The organism is Streptomyces scabichelini (assembly GCF_011045015.1).
GTDB classification, from domain to species: Bacteria; Actinomycetota; Actinomycetes; order Streptomycetales; family Streptomycetaceae; genus Streptomyces; species Streptomyces scabichelini.
In genome coordinates this window covers 17793-31727 of sequence record NZ_JAAKZY010000119.1, presented here as the reverse complement: position 1 = coordinate 31727, position 13935 = coordinate 17793, and the positions used below count along the sequence as shown (strand labels likewise).

The 13935-nt window shown below is 72.3% G+C and carries 14 protein-coding genes; 6 read left to right on the top strand and 8 right to left on the bottom strand.

Annotated features, from left to right (window positions below):
- Window positions 1–174: 174 nt before the first annotated feature.
- Together G5C60_RS52415 and G5C60_RS30930 are read right to left on the bottom strand one after the other, a co-directional pair.
- Entirely contained in the window at window positions 175–747 is a 573-nt protein-coding gene (locus G5C60_RS52415) for a sortase domain-containing protein (protein WP_165264299.1), read from the bottom strand.
- A 77-nt stretch (window positions 748–824) separates the two neighbouring features.
- Window positions 825–1514 carry a DUF4142 domain-containing protein gene (locus G5C60_RS30930; protein WP_165264298.1) on the bottom strand — a complete coding sequence of 230 codons (690 nt, stop codon included), beginning with the start codon at window positions 1512–1514 and terminating at the stop codon, window positions 825–827.
- 263 nt (window positions 1515–1777) lie between these two features.
- On the opposite strand from G5C60_RS30930, the gene G5C60_RS30925 reads away from it, so the two are divergent.
- Window positions 1778–2407 carry an NADPH-dependent F420 reductase gene (locus G5C60_RS30925; RefSeq protein WP_165264297.1) on the top strand — a complete coding sequence of 210 codons (630 nt, stop codon included), beginning with the start codon at window positions 1778–1780 and terminating at the stop codon, window positions 2405–2407.
- Window positions 2408–2601: 194 nt separating this feature from the next.
- Here the strand turns inward: G5C60_RS30925 and G5C60_RS30920 are convergent, their stop codons facing one another.
- Window positions 2602–5730, bottom strand: coding sequence for an FAD-binding and (Fe-S)-binding domain-containing protein (locus tag G5C60_RS30920; RefSeq protein ID WP_165264296.1), 3129 nt, complete (start codon window positions 5728–5730; stop codon window positions 2602–2604).
- Window positions 5731–6021: 291 nt separating this feature from the next.
- On the opposite strand from G5C60_RS30920, the gene G5C60_RS30915 reads away from it, so the two are divergent.
- From G5C60_RS30915 to G5C60_RS30900, 4 genes are all read left to right on the top strand, one after another.
- On the top strand, window positions 6022–7185 hold the full coding sequence (locus G5C60_RS30915) for a baeRF2 domain-containing protein (protein WP_165264295.1): 1164 nt from the start codon (window positions 6022–6024) through the stop codon (window positions 7183–7185).
- 139 nt (window positions 7186–7324) lie between these two features.
- The gene (locus G5C60_RS30910) at window positions 7325–7996 is read left to right on the top strand and encodes a dienelactone hydrolase family protein (protein ID WP_165264306.1); all 672 of its coding nucleotides are present in this window, start codon (window positions 7325–7327) and stop codon (window positions 7994–7996) included.
- Window positions 7997–8096: 100 nt separating this feature from the next.
- Entirely contained in the window at window positions 8097–8759 is a 663-nt protein-coding gene (locus G5C60_RS30905; protein ID WP_165264294.1) for a HemK2/MTQ2 family protein methyltransferase, read from the top strand.
- Window positions 8734–8943: a CDGSH iron-sulfur domain-containing protein gene (locus G5C60_RS30900; RefSeq protein ID WP_165264293.1), complete on the top strand. Its 210-nt coding sequence runs from the start codon at window positions 8734–8736 to the stop codon at window positions 8941–8943. The genes G5C60_RS30905 and G5C60_RS30900 overlap by 26 nt, the downstream gene beginning before the upstream one ends.
- Before the next feature lie 49 nt (window positions 8944–8992).
- Here G5C60_RS30900 and G5C60_RS30895 read toward each other — a convergent pair whose 3' ends face one another.
- Together G5C60_RS30895 and G5C60_RS30890 are read right to left on the bottom strand one after the other, a co-directional pair.
- Complete coding sequence (locus G5C60_RS30895) at window positions 8993–9931, bottom strand: iron-containing redox enzyme family protein (RefSeq protein ID WP_165264305.1); 939 nt, start codon at window positions 9929–9931, stop codon at window positions 8993–8995.
- A gap of 80 nt (window positions 9932–10011) precedes the next feature.
- Entirely contained in the window at window positions 10012–10602 is a 591-nt protein-coding gene (locus G5C60_RS30890) for a rhodanese-like domain-containing protein (RefSeq protein ID WP_165264292.1), read from the bottom strand.
- 78 nt (window positions 10603–10680) lie between these two features.
- Here G5C60_RS30890 and G5C60_RS30885 point away from each other — a divergent pair, with 78 nt between their 5' ends.
- Window positions 10681–10962: a metal-sensing transcriptional repressor gene (locus G5C60_RS30885; RefSeq protein ID WP_165264291.1), complete on the top strand. Its 282-nt coding sequence runs from the start codon at window positions 10681–10683 to the stop codon at window positions 10960–10962.
- A gap of 6 nt (window positions 10963–10968) precedes the next feature.
- On the opposite strand, the gene G5C60_RS30880 is transcribed toward G5C60_RS30885, so the two are convergent.
- The 3 genes from G5C60_RS30880 to G5C60_RS30870 form a co-directional block, all read right to left on the bottom strand.
- Window positions 10969–11721, bottom strand: coding sequence for a TSUP family transporter (locus G5C60_RS30880; RefSeq protein WP_165264290.1), 753 nt, complete (start codon window positions 11719–11721; stop codon window positions 10969–10971).
- A gap of 136 nt (window positions 11722–11857) precedes the next feature.
- Entirely contained in the window at window positions 11858–13243 is a 1386-nt protein-coding gene (locus tag G5C60_RS30875) for a rhodanese-like domain-containing protein (RefSeq protein WP_165264289.1), read from the bottom strand.
- A 150-nt stretch (window positions 13244–13393) separates the two neighbouring features.
- Window positions 13394–13927, bottom strand: a complete 534-nt coding sequence (locus G5C60_RS30870; RefSeq protein ID WP_165264288.1) for a hypothetical protein — start codon at window positions 13925–13927, stop codon at window positions 13394–13396.
- Window positions 13928–13935: the final 8 nt, after the last annotated feature.

Sequence of the window (13935 nt, the reverse complement as noted above, 5' to 3'; positions counted from 1 at the left end):
GGTGACGGGGCTCGGGTTCTGCACCAGGCCAGGATGGCAGAGGATCCGTGGCTGGTGGCTGGTGGCTGGTGGCTGGTGGCTGGTGGCTGGTGGCCGGTGGTCGCTGATCCGCGACCTCGCCTTGGCCGCCCCGTGTCGCGGGCGTCGTACCGCTGTCGGTCGGTCCGCTGCCGGTCAGTCCCTGGGTACGCCGTACAGCACCAGGTTCTCCTCATAGCGTCCGCTCTCCGGGGTGAACCGGCCGCCGCACGTGACGAGTGCGAGTCGGGCAGTGCCGCCACTCGTGAACAGGTTCTTCGGCAGCGACGCCTGACGGTACATACGCCGCGCGACGATCACATAGCGGTGCCGGGTGCCGTCGGCGGCGAGGACTTCCGCACGGGTGCCCGGCCGCACCTCATGGAGACTCTCGAACACCCCGACACCCTCGTCCACCGTGTCGAGATGTCCGGCCAGCAGCAAGGTGCCGCCGGGTGCACCCGCAGCGGCGCCCAGCGCCCACCAGCCGAGACGGTGCGGCGACTGGGGCACGGCGAGCGCGCCCCGCGCGTCGGCGGCCACCGCTTCCACCGGGACCCCGGTCAGATGGCCGGCTATGGAAAGGGCGACCGGCGGCGATCCTCCGGCGGGCCGCGGCGGTGCCGCCGGATCCGACCCGGGCCGAGCGACGGTCGTCCGCCCCGGCTCCGGCACCTCGCCGATGTTCGTCGGTGCCGGAGAGGCGGCGAGAAGCAGGTAGCCGGTCACCGCTGCCGTGAGACCGGCGCAGGCCAGGAGTCGTCCCGGCGCCGGCCGGTTCGCGGTGGTGACGCGGGCATGTCCGTTCAGCGCTCGTCCGTGGAGCGCCGGCGCGCGACGGCCATACGCCAGCCGATGACCATGAGAACCCCACCGGCACCCAGCGCGGCCACACCGAACATGGCCTCCCGGTCGGCCGCGGCGGCGACCTGCCCACCGGAACCGGCGTGCACGGCCGCGGGAGCCGACTCCGCACGGCACGTGCCTCCCCGCACCATCAGCAGATGCATGACCACCACAGGGCGGGCGGCCCGCGCCGCGGCCTTGACCTCGGTGTTCGAGCCCGAGGCGAGCTCCTTGTCGATGAGCGCCAGCTTCGTCTCATGCGCTGCCTGCTGTGCGTTGAGCCAGGCCTTGTCGTACTCGGCGGTGCCGGCCTTGGCCTTGATCGCGGCGAGATCCTGCTGCTGGGCGGCGGTGGGCGTGCCGGGCAGGGTGACGCCCAGTTTGTCGGCCAGCGCCTTGCCGTCCCGGTCAAGGCGGGTGTGGTCTCTCACCAGGGTGGCAGCCACCTTCTTCACACAGTCGGTGGTGGCGTTTCGCTGGGCGTCCTGCCCGGCGGCGATCTCGGCGAGGTTGCCCTGGTGCGCCGAGCGCAGGAAGTCGTAGTCCATGGTGGAGAGTTCGGACTTCTCGTCGGCGATCGCGGGCGCGGCGGATATCCCGGACAGGGCGAGGATGGTGAGGGCCGCGGGGGCCCAGCGCTTCACGTGCATGATGCGTCCGTTCGTCTTGCCTGTGGTGGGTCGTGCGGTGCGCCCGCAAGGGGGCTGGTGCTGACCATTCACACTCAAAGTGACGAATTCGTCACCTTGAGTGGCGCAAACGGGCGTGCCCCGTACGGACCGTCCGTCGCCGTCCGCGGTCGTTTCGTCGTCCCTTATCCGGAAACTCCGTCAGGGGATGGCGGGAGGTCCCACTGCCCGAGGTGCACCGCCCGAGGTCCCACCGCCCGCAGACACCGGCAAGGGGAAACACCATGCGCATCGGGATCATCGGAGCCGGTCGTGTCGGCTCAACACTCGCCACGCACCTGGCCGGCATCGGCCACGAGGTGGCCATCGCGAACTCGCGCGGCCCGGAGACCCTGAAGGACCTGGTCTCGCGGATCAGCGGCCCGATCAGGGCCGTCACGGCGGAGGAAGCCGCCCGGTTCGGACAACTGGTCGTCGTCGCGATCCCCTACGGGCGGATCGACGAGCTGCCGGTCGCGGAGCTGCGCGACAAGGTCGTCGTCGACACCTGCAACTACTACCCGGAACGGGACGGCCACGACCCGGACCTGGACGAGGACAGGACCACCTCCAGCGAGAAGCTGCGAGCTCTCACAGGCGCCGATCTCATCAAGGCATTCAACGCCATCCACTGGGAGAACCTGCGCGACCGCGGCCGTCCCAAGGGCGACCCCCACCGCCTTGCCATCCCCCTGTCCGGCGACGACGAGGAGGCCAAGGCGGTGGTCGCGGGCCTGATCCGCGACATCGGCTTCAACCCGGTGGACGCCGGCTACCTCGGCCGGGGCGGCCGCAGGCACCAGCCCGGCAGCGCGGCCTTCAGCGCCGAACTGTCCGCCGCGGAGATGGACGCGCTGGTGCACGCCGCCGCCTGACGCGGTCGGACGGCGGCCGGCGCCCGGCCGCTGTCCCGGACGGCGGCCCGTGCCCGGCCTACCAGGACAAGGGTGCCTGGCCGGTGACATGACCGGCGCGTACGCACCCGACGGCGTACGCCCGCCTCACTGGCGACCTAGCCGTACTGGCGCCCTTGCCGTACTGGCGCCCTTGCCGTACTGGCGCCCTTGTCTCACCGGCGCCGCAGCCACCGTGCCAGCCCCGTAGCCGCGCCCCCGGCGGCGATACCGGCGCCGATACCGGCGACGGTGAGCGCGGCGGACCTGGCCGGCCGTCCCGGAGGAGCGGGCCGGGCGCCGGGTGCGACGCCGTAGGCGCTGCCCGGTGCGTCCGGGAGCGCGGAGGCGAGCAACTCCGCGATGTGCACGCCTTCGTGGCCGCCGCTGTCGAGTTCGTGGATCTGGGTGCGGCAGCTGAAGCCGTCGGCCAGCACGACGGTCGCCGCGTCGGCCTCGCGCAGCCGCGGCAGCAGGACGCGTTCCGCGCAGGCCCGGCTGACCTCCAGATGACCGCGCTCGAAGCCGAAGTTGCCGGCCAGCCCGCAGCAGCCGGACTCCAGATGCTCGGCGTCGACTCCCGCGCGGCCCAGCAGCTCCCGGTCGGCGCCCCAGCCCAGCACCGCGTGCTGGTGGCAGTGCACCTGGGCCAGCGCCTTCGCCTGGCGTTCGGGCACCTGCGCGGGCGTGTGGCCGGGGCTGTGCTCGGTGAGCAGCTCGGCGAGGGTCACCGTCTGCCGGCGCAGCCTGCGTACGTCACGGTCGCCGGGGAAGAGCTCGCCTGCGTCGGACCGGAAGACCGCCGTGCAGCTCGGCTCCAGGCCGACCACAAGGCCGCCGCCGTGGAGATGTTCGGCCAGATGCCGGACGGTCCGCGTCAGGATGCGCTTGGCGGTGGCGAGCTGACCGGTGGAGATCCAGGTCAGACCGCAGCACAGTGGCTCCGGGGGCAGGACGACACGCCAGCCCGCGTCCTCCATCACCGCTACCGCGGCCCGACCGATGTGCGGGTGGAAGAAGTTGGTGAAGGTGTCCGGCCACAGCAGGACGGTGCCGCGTGTCCCGTCGCCCCGCGGCTCGCGGCGGGCGTACCACTGCTGAAGCGTCTCGTCGGCGAACAGCGGGACCTCGCGCTTCTCGACCCCCGCGACGGCGACGGCCGCTCGCGCCAGCAGGGGCGCGTGGGTGAGCGCGTTGACGGCCGGCCCGAGCCGCAGTCGGCCGACGGCCTGGGCCGCGGCCGGCAGCCAGCCCATGGACAGGTCCGAGCGCGGTCGGCGCCACGGCCGGCCCGCGTAGTGGTGGGCCAGGAACTCCGCCTTGTACGTGGCCATGTCCACGTCGGCCGGGCAGTCGGACTTGCAGCCCTTGCAGGCCAGACACAGGTCGAGGGCGTCCCGGACCGCCTGCGAGCGCCAGCCGTCCCGTACCGCGCTGTCCCCGTGACCGTCGAGCATCTCGAACAGCAGCCGGGCCCGTCCCCGCGTGGAGTGCTCCTCCTCCAAGGTGACCTGGTACGACGGGCACATCACCGCGCCGCCCTTGTTCGTGAGCTGCCGGCACTTGCCCACCCCGACGCACCGGTTGGCCGCCTCGGCGAAGGAACCGCCGTCGTCCGGATAGTGGAAGTACAGATCCTGCGGGTCGTACGGAGCCCAGTCGGCGCCCAGCCGCAGGTTCTCGTCCAGTCGGTACGGCGCCACCACCTTGCCGGGATTCATCCGGTCGTCCGGATCGAAGGCCGCCTTGAGCCGGCCGAACGCCTCGACCAGCTCGGTGCCGAACATGCGCGGCAGCAGCTCACCGCGGCTCTGCCCGTCACCGTGCTCCCCGGAGAAGGAACCGCCGAACTCCGCGACCAGGTCGGCGGCCCGCTCCATGAACCTGCGGTACGCCGCCACGCCGTCGGCGTTGTAGAGGTCGAAGGGGATGCGTGTGTGCACACAGCCGTGACCGAAGTGGCCGTACAGGCTGGGCCCGGTGTCGCTCTGATACCCGAACTCCTCGAACAGGCCGCGCAGCCGCCGCAGATAGTCGCCAAGACGCTCGGGCGGCACCGCCGAGTCCTCCCAGCCCTCGAAGGTGTCGGGACGGTGCGGTACGTGCGCGGTGGCGCCGAGACCGGCTTCGCGGACCTGCCACAGCTCCTCCTCACGGGCCGGGTCGTCCAGGAACGCCACCTCCGCGTCGTGCTCGCTCTCGTGGAGCGTGCTCAGCATCCGGTGCGCCCGCGCGTCGGACTCGTCGAGGGTCTCCCCGCCGAACTGCACCATCAGGAAGGCGCGCCCCGCCGGCAGCTGGGCGATGGCCTTCGGGTTGAGGTGCTTGAGCTGCTCGTCGCGGATCAGCCGCGAGTCGACGCCCTCCAGCGCCATCGGCTGGTGCGGCAGGATCTCCGGCACGGCGTCGGCGGCCTTGTCGACGCTCCGGAATCCGAGCACGACCAGCGTCCGCTCCTTCGTCACCGGCACGAGTTCCAGCTCGGCGCGCAACACGGTGGCCAGCGTCGACTCGCTGCCCACCAGCAGTCCCGCCACATCGAAGCCGTGCTCGGGCAGCAGCGAGTCCAGGTTGTAGCCCGAGACCCGGCGGGGAATGTCCGGGTAGCGTCGGCGGATCTCGTCCGCGTACGTGTCGCGCAGGGCCCGCAACCGCCGGTACAGGGCGGCCCGCAGGTCACCGTTCCGCTCGATCTCCGCGAACTCCTCGTCACTGGTCTCGCCGCACCAGAAACGGGTGCCGTCGTAGAGCAGCACCTCCAGGCGGGCGATGTTGTCGACGACCTTGCCGTGCTGCTGCGCGGTGGCGCCGCACGCGTTGTTGCCGATCATGCCGCCGATGGTGCAGTTCGCGTGGGTGGCGGGCTCCGGGCCGTAGCGCAGGCCGCTGCCCGCGAGCTGCCGGTTCAGCTCGTCCAGCACGATGCCGGGCTGTACGACACAGGTGCGGGCATCGACGTCCACGGACTCTACGCGGTTGCAGTACTTCGACCAGTCCAGCACCACGGCGGTGTTGGTGCACTGGCCCGCCAGGCTCGTGCCGCCGCCCCGGGACAGCACCGGAGCACCGTGTTCCCGGGCCACCGCCACCGCTTCCGCTCCCGCCTCGGGCGTACGCGGTACGACGACACCGATCGGCGTCTGCCGGAAGTTCGAGGCGTCGGTCGCGTACGTGGCCCGGCTGCCCGCATCGAACCGCACCTCGCCGTCGACCCGTTCGCGCAGGGCGGCCGCCAGCGCGGCCGGCTCGATCCGTGGCGCGGGTGCCCTGCTGATGACGGGATCGGGCAGGCTCTGCACGCCCATGAATCCTCCTCGTGGCGTCGGCAAGCGGGTCGCCGGCCGTGTCGTACGGGCTCGTGTCCGGGCCCGTCGAGTACCCAGCAGCCGCTCCGCCGCACACTGCCCCGGGGTATCCGGGGGCCGAGACCCGGGGCCGAGAAATGGGGGAGCAGTGCGAGGTGCTGTCGTTGCCAGAGGGCATCGCGGGTGCATGGCGGGCGCTTCCGCGGGTACACGACAGAGGCGTAAGCGACCGGGCTCCACGCTCGCTGCCCTCGGCACCGCCGCCACCGAACCTCCGCTCAGGGAGCCACGGTGAAGCTCTCGTTCCTGGACCCGCTCTACTCCCGGCCCGGCCCGTGGGCAAGCGTCTACCTGGACACCTCCCGGGACATCGGCGAGCCCGACAAGGCCATCGACCTGCGGTGGCGCCACCTGCGGGACGAGCTGCGCGCACAGGGAACGGACGCGGCCACCGTCTCCGTCCTGGACGCGGCGGTGGGTACCGGCCGTGATCTGCCCGGCCGGTACGGGCAGGCCCTGTTCGCCGCGCACGGACAACTCGTCCTGGTCGCGAACCTGCCCGATCCGCCCGTACGCGACACGGCCCGGTTCGGCGACCTGCCTGACACCATGCCGCTGGTGGTGCAGCGCGCCCCGGACATCCCGTACCTGGCCATTGCCCTCACCCGAGGTGTCTCCGACGGAGACGGAGAAGGCGGCAACGGCCCGGACCCGGAGAACCCGGGGAACCCGGAGGACTACGTCTCGGTCGTCGCCGAGACCGGGCGGTGGCCCGTCAGCCGGGTGGCGCCGGGACGTCGGCTGAACCGGCTGATGCCGGTGGAGGAGTGGCCGCGTACGGCATCCGGTACAGCGCGGGAACTGGACGAACTGGCCGACCGCCACCGGGCCGAGACGGTCGTGCTCTGCCGGGACGAGGGCGACACCTGGCTGTCGGGTGTCCTGGTCAACCGCTTGCCCATCCACCTGCGGAACCGGGTGACGGTCGTCGAGAGCAGCCAGGAGGCAGCGGCCGATGCCGCCGCCGGCGTACCCCTGGCGGAGACGGAAGTGGCCCGCACGCTGGACGGGCGCCTGAGCGGCCCTGACCGCCTCCAGGTGGACACCTTCCTCGCCCAGCGGGCCAGGCATCGCCAGAAGTCCGAGGGCGTCACCGCCGTCGTCACGGCCCTGCAGCGCGGCCAGGCCCGCGCCCTCTTGCTCACCCGCTCCCCACGGCTTCCCGAGCGGCTGTGGGTGGGCGTGGAGCCCTCCCAAATCGCCCTGTCCGCCCAGGAGTTGGAGGTGTTCGGGGTGATGTCCGGCCGTGCGGAGCCGGCCGCCGCCGCCCTGCTGCACGCCGCCGCCCGTACGGGAGCCGAACTGGTCGTGGTGGACCCCGACCGCGTCCCGCTCGCCGACGGGGCGGGGGTGCTGCTTCGCTACCGCGGTCCCGCCGACATGGCCGCGGAGTAGTGGAGGGGCAACCCGGGCGCTTAAGGGCGCCGGATGTTCGCCGAGGCCGCCAGGGGTACGCGGTGGGGAGGAACCGGACATCTGGACATGTCGAACGGCGAACCGCGGGCCGTCGTGCCCGAGGAGGAAGATGATCCCGATGATCTCCCAGTTGGTTGTGGTGCCGGCCGACGAGGTGACGCTGGCCGGAGATTTCGTACTGCCCCCGCAGGCCGGGGCGGTGGTGTTGTTCGCGCACGGCAGCGGCAGTTCTCGGCACAGTCCGCGGAACCGGATGGTGGCCGGTGAGCTGCGTACGGCCGGGCTCGGCACCTTGCTGATGGATCTGCTCAGCGAGCGGGAGGACCGCCAGGACGCGCTGACGGCGGAACACCGCTTCGACATCCCCTTGCTGGGGCGGCGCCTGGTGGCGGCGATGGACTGGCTGGAGGCACAGCCGGAGGCGCGGGGACTTCCGGTGGCGCTGTTCGGGGCCAGTACCGGAGCGGCCGCGGCCCTTGTGGCCGCCGCGGAACGGCCGGAGCGGGTACTGACGGTCATCTCGCGCGGTGGCCGGCCCGATCTGGCGGGCGAGGCGCTGGAGCACGTGGCGGCACCGGTGCTGCTCATCGTGGGCAGTGAGGATCGTGAGGTGCTGCGGATGAACGAGGAGGCGGCCCGACGGCTGCGGGCCCCGCATTCCTTGCACGTGGTGCCGGGCGCCACCCACCTGTTCGAGGAGCCGGGCGCGCTGGAGCAGGTCGCGCGAACCGCCAAGGAGTGGTGCGTCGACCGCGTGCAGTCCCTACGCGGGGCCGGCAGGGGGCGGTGACCGGAAGCGCCCGTTGCCACTGCCGACATGAGCCGTGTGAGGAGCCGGCGCGTGGAGGCGTGCCGGTTTTCGAGGCACTGTGCGGAGGTACCCGTGCCCTGTGTTCCTGCTGCGACCTCCCGGCGTCTACGCGCCGCAGGGTGACACCTGGCTGCTCGCCAGGGCTCTGCGGCTCGCGGCGATGCGGCCCGGTGCCAGAGTGCTGGATGTCGGCACCGGTACGGGTGCGCTGGCCCTGGTCGCGGCACAGGCGGGCGCGGGCCGGGTGACGGCGGTGGACGTCTCCGCGCGGGCGGTGCTGGCGGCCCGGCTCAACGCGGCGGTCCGGCGGCAGCCGGTACGGGTGGTCCGCGGCGACCTGATGCGACCCGTCACGGGCGAGGAGTTCGACGTCGTCCTGGCCAATCCGCCGTACGTACCGGCGCCCGGGCGGTCGACACCGCGCAGGGGACCGGCGCTGGCCTGGGACGCCGGGGACAACGGCAGGGCACTGGTGGACCGCCTCTGCGCCGCCGCCCCGCCCTGCCTGGCGCCCGGCGGCATGCTGCTCATGGTGCACTCGTCCTTGTGCGGCACCGGATGGACACTCGCCCGACTGCGTGACACCGGACTCAAGGCCGCGGTGGTCGACCGCGCCACGGTCCCCTTCGGTCCGGTGCTGCGGTCCCGTGCGGCCGAACTCCGCGCCCGTGGGCTGATCGGCCCCGGACAGGACACGGAGGAACTGGTGGTGATCCGTGCCGACAAACCGCGCCGGCCCTGAGCGACCGCGGCGCGTCGTGGTCGTACCGGACGGCCCGATCCTGATCGAGGGGCCGGTCGAGGTCGTCCTCGACGACGGCCGCCGTGTGGTGTCCGACCGTTTCGTGGTGGCGCTGTGCTCCTGCGGGCTCAGCGGCACGTACCCGTGGTGCGACACCAGCCACCGACGCCGTCGCCCGCCGTGAGAGCTCCGGACTGACAACCTCGACTGACAACCCCGACTTACAACCCGGATTACAACCGGGACTTACGCAGTGACGTCCTGCCGTCGCGCCAGCAGTCCAGCAGGTGGTGCTCCACGCGGGCGTCGAGCAGTCCGGTGGCCTGGATGCCGAACACCACGTCCCCGCGGAGGGCGGGCTCGGCGGCGAGAAGGCCGCCGATGACATCGCGGCGCAGGACCTGTTCGTGCACGGCGTCCGCCTCGACGTGCTCGCTGTAGAAGAACCGGCAGTCCGGGCCCGCGCCCAGGCGGTCGATGGCGTCCACCATGCTGCGTGCGGCCGGGGCGGTGGTGATCTCCGCCGCCGCGAAGTGGCCGACCAGCGCAGCGCGCCGGGCGCGGTGCAGGCCCAGGTACGACATGAGGTTCACGGTCGCGAGCGTGACCGCCGGGATGGCGTCCACGTAGTGACCGTACGAGGGGTCGAGGCCGGCGTCGGCCATCAGGTCGGCGAACAGCCGGGCGTGCACGCGTTCGGCGCGCCCTCCGCCGAACTCGTCGTACTCCACGGCGACGAGGGCGGCCTTGGCGCGGCCTTCCAGGCGCGGGATGACCCATGCCTGCGGATCGGCCTCCTTGAGCTGGTACGCCGAGCGATGGACGAAGTACTCGCGAAGCTGTTCCCAGGTCCCGTCCTGCTTCAAATACCGGGCCACACCCTGCGGGTCGCGCGGCTCGTCGAGCAGCGCGTCCAGCTCGCGCTCGAGGTCGTCGCGGCTGTCGCCGCCGGCCACCTCCTCGCGCAGCGCCTCATGGAAGGCGAACTCCATGGCGGCCCGCAGCCGCAGCAGCTCGGGATCCCACTCCCAGCCGGGGTCGACCCCGGAGAAGCCGCGGTAGTGCAACTCGTAACAGGCGTAGAGCGCGAGCTGGAGATCCTCGCCGTACGGATCGGCATCCCGGACCGCGTCAAGCGGCAGCGCCTCGCCGGGCGGCTGCCGCCTGAGCATGGACAGCACGGCGGAGGACAAGGGACCGCGCGGCTCGGGGGCGAGGCCGGCGTCATGCGTCACGAGGTCGGCGTCATGGGTCACGAACTCCGGGTACCCCGCAGTGGCTGAGTCAGCGCGGCGAGCGTGGCGTCGAGATCGGTGGCGCGAGGGCGGTTGTGGGGGAGCTTGGCGAGGACGCGGGCCATGCCGCAGGTGTCGGTGACGGCGGAGAAGACCAGGCCGCCGGCGATGCCCGCGGACAGGAGGCGGGCGCCCGGCCTGCGCCGTCCGGCGACCAGCCCGGCCAGGACGAGGGAACCGGCGGCCAGACGGACCTGGCGTTCCATGGCCCAGGTGGCACGGGCGCCGGAGGGCCGGTGGACGTCGTGGCCGAGCTGCGTCCAGGCGTTGGTTCCGCCGGTGAGGGTGGCGGCGGTGATGCCCTGCTCGGCGAGCCGCGCGCAGGCCTGGGCGGAGCGGGCGCCGGAGGCGCACACGACGAGGAGGTCACCGCGGTCGCCGGCGGCCTTCAGGGCGGACAGCGCCTGGTCGAGGTGGTCGAGGGGGATGTTGTGGGCGCCGGGCAGATGGCCGGAGGCGTACTCGCCGGGCGTACGGACGTCGATGACGGTCAGCTCGTGCAGGCGGGCGTGGGCCTGCTCCGGGGCGAGGACAGCGGTGGCGGTCACGTGGAATTTCCTCTTCTTTCACGGGGTTTGCCTGCGGGTAGAATACCCACAGGGGTATGTAGAAGGAGTGACTGACTCGTGGAACTGGCGATGGCGGCCGAAGAGCTGAAGACCGTGGTCAACCGGCTGCGCAGGGCGCAGGGCCAGATCGCCGGTGTGATCAAGATGATCGAGGACGGCCGGGACTGCGAAGAGGTGGTCACTCAGCTCGCGGCGGCCTCCCGTGCGCTGGACAAGGCGGGTTTCGCGATCATCGCCACCGGCCTGCAGCACTGCCTGGCCGACTCGGACATGGCCGCCGACGGTGACCGGGAGCAGACGCGCGCCCGTCTGGAGAAGCTCTTCCTGTCGCTCGCCTGAAGCCCGTCATGTCACGGCGTCCGCGAGCATGAACACGGCCACGGCCAACAGCAGCACCGCGAAGGCGCGTTGCAGCAGCGGGCCGGAAACCTTGCCGGCCAGGCGTTTGCCGTCCCAGGCACCCAGGATCGCCCCCGCGGTGAACGGCGCGATCACCGCCCAGTTCAAAGCCGCGGTGGTGGCACCGCGCATCGTCAGCGAGGCCAAGGAGTTGGTCGTGATGACCAGCAGGCTGGTGGCGACGGCCGCCTGCATCTCGAAGGCCAGCACCGTGACGAGCGCCGGAACCGCGAGGAAGCCCCCGCCGACCCCGAGCAGCCCGGTCAGTGCGCCCAGACCCGCGCCGGCACCGGCGGCCCTGCCCGGCCGCACACCTTCCGCCACCCTCACGGCCGTGCCGACGGTGGGTCGGAGCATCCTGAAGGCCGCGGCGGCGGCAACGGCGGCGAAAGCGGCGGTCAGCAGAGTCTGCGGCAGGCGGGCCGCGGCCGCCCCGGCCCCGGCAGCCGGAAGGAGCCCGGCCGCGGCGAACAGCGCGCCCGCCTTCCACCGGACGTGGCCGGCCCGGGCATGGGAGTACAGGGCGGTGGCGGAGGTGGCGGTGACGATGAGGAGACCGGCGGTGGTGGCGGCCGCCGGTGAGAAGCCGAGCAGATAGACCAGCGCGGGCACGGTCAGGACGCTGCCACCCCCGCCGAGCGCGCCGAGCGCCAGACCGACCGCCCCTCCGGCGACCAGGGCGAGGATCAGCGTGCTCACGCGATCGCCGGCAACGGCCGGCCCTGCGCGGCCTCGGGCACCGCGGTGCCCGCCGACAGCCGGCTGAGACGGCCGGAGCCGCAACGGAAGAACATGAATCGATCACCTTTGTACGGGAGCGGGCGCGCGGTGCGCTTCAGTCGGTACCGGCGGAACTGGCGGTACCGGCGGGGCGGGTGAGGGAGAGTCCGGCATCGGCGGCGGCCTCGAAGCCGTCGTCGACAGCGACCACCTCCCGGCCGGCGGCGTCGAGCAGGGAAGCCGCGATCGCCGCGCGCATACCACCGGCGCAGTGCACCCAGACCACGCCGGACGGCACCTCGCCGACACGGCCGGGCAGCTGGTGGATGGGAATGTGCACCGAGCCGTCGATGAAGCCGCTCGCGCGTTCGGAGTCACGCCGTACGTCCAGAACCACGACGTCGTCGCGTACACCGGCCAGGTCGGTGAAGCGGCCACGTGAGAAGGAGGCGAGCTTCTCTCCCGTACGTATCCAGGCGGAGGGATCGCCGCTCGCGGCGGCGGCCGGGCGGTCTATGCCCACCCTGGCCAGCTCACGCTGTGCGTCGGCGATCCGCTCGGGGGCGTCGGCGAGCAGCGTGACGGGCTTGCCCCAGGGGATCAGCCACGCCAGGTAGGTGGCGAGCTTGCCCTCGCCCTCGAAGTTGAACGATCCGGCGACATGGCCCTCGGCGAACGCGACGCGGCCCCGCAGGTCCACCACCCACTCACCGGCCGCCAGCCTGGAGGCGATCTCCTCGGCGTCGGCGGGCCGCGGTGGGGTGAGGTCGACCGGTGCCGGTCCGGCGGCGTTCACCGGGCCCATGTGCGCGTAGTACGCGGGTACGTCGTCCAGTCCGGCGAGCAGCTCCGCGACGAAGGCGTCCACGTCCTTCGTCAGCGCGTCGTTGTTCTTGCGCTCCGCACCGATCGTGGTCGCGTCGCCTTCGGCCTGCGAGCCGGCGCAGAAGCTGCCGAAGCCGTGGGTGGGCAGCACCGGGACCTGGTCGTCCAGCTCGCCCGCCAGTCGGTGGGCCGAGGCGTGCTGGGCGCGGGCCAGCTGTTCGGTCAGCCGCGGCTCGACCAGATCCGGTCGGCCCACCGTGCCGATCAGCAGCGACCCGCCGGTGAACGCCGCCACCGCCCGGCCGTCCTCCTCCAGTACGTACGAGGTGTGGTGCGGGGTGTGGCCAGGGGTGGCCACGGCCCGCAGGACCAGACCCTCGTCCACGGTGACGGTGTCGCCGTCGGCGACGGGAGTACGGGCGAACGACACGGACGCTCCGGCCGGCACCAGATAGCGGCTGCCACTGACACGGGCCAGCTCCAGACCACCGCTGACGTAGTCGTTGTGCACGTGGGTTTCCACCACGCAGGCGATACGCACTCCGCGCCGGGCGGCCGCGGTGATGACCTGCTCGATGTCGCGGGGCGGATCCACCACCACGGCGGCGCGGGGGCCTCCCGCAAGGTAGCTGCGGTTTCCCAGCCCCTCGAATTCCAGGGTGTCGACGAAGAACACGGCTACGACTCCTCACAGGACGATGTACCCCCGGGGGTATCTGGCCCTCACTCTAACAGAAATACCCAGGGGGGTATCCATTCGAGATGAAGAGCCCCTCGTCCGAGGCTTTGTATGTCGCTGAGCGAGTACCCGACGGCCGGAGAGGAATCAGCCCGTACGCGTCTCGTGGAGGGCGCGGCGAGCGACCTCGACGAAGACCACGACCGACTGCCAGAAAGGCGCGTAGCAGTCGTTGAACCGCTGGGCCGCGTCCGCCTCACCGGCGATCATCGCCCCGAGCGCCCGGTAGTTGTCGCTGGTCGAACGCCGGAGCCGGTCCGCGGCCGAGGCCACCTCCGCCGGGCCTTCCAGGTCCGCCACCCAGACGCGCTGACGCAGCACGGCGTACTCGCCGCGGAGCCGTAGCCGCAGGTCGTTGAGCGCGCCGAGGCGCTCGTCGGCGTCAGCGATCTCGTGTGCGTCGGTCACCTTCCAGTAGAGGTCTCCCATGCGCTGGGCCTGCTCGATGACGTCGACGTACGCCGCGCGCCGGGCCGCCCGGAGCCGGTCCGCCTGCACGGTCGCGGCGGCCGCGTCCGCCTGGATGCGCGCCGCCCGGGCGGTGCCGCGGCTGGTCACCCAACTCGCGAGCACCGCGGTCCCCGCGGTCAGCGCCGCCACCCACAGAGTGTTGTCAGCCATGACTCCCC

Excerpts from the sequence above, each read along its gene's own strand:
- G5C60_RS30925 (WP_165264297.1), top strand. The coding sequence starts at position 1,778 with ATGCGCATCGGGATCATCGGAGCCGGTCGTGTCGGCTCAACACTCGCC.
- G5C60_RS30930 (WP_165264298.1), bottom strand. The coding sequence starts at position 1,514 with ATGCACGTGAAGCGCTGGGCCCCCGCGGCCCTCACCATCCTCGCCCTG.
- G5C60_RS30920 (WP_165264296.1), bottom strand. The coding sequence starts at position 5,730 with ATGGGCGTGCAGAGCCTGCCCGATCCCGTCATCAGCAGGGCACCCGCG.
- G5C60_RS30910 (WP_165264306.1), top strand. The coding sequence starts at position 7,325 with ATGATCTCCCAGTTGGTTGTGGTGCCGGCCGACGAGGTGACGCTGGCC.
- G5C60_RS30870 (WP_165264288.1), bottom strand. The coding sequence starts at position 13,927 with ATGGCTGACAACACTCTGTGGGTGGCGGCGCTGACCGCGGGGACCGCG.
- G5C60_RS30895 (WP_165264305.1), bottom strand. The coding sequence starts at position 9,931 with ATGCTCAGGCGGCAGCCGCCCGGCGAGGCGCTGCCGCTTGACGCGGTC.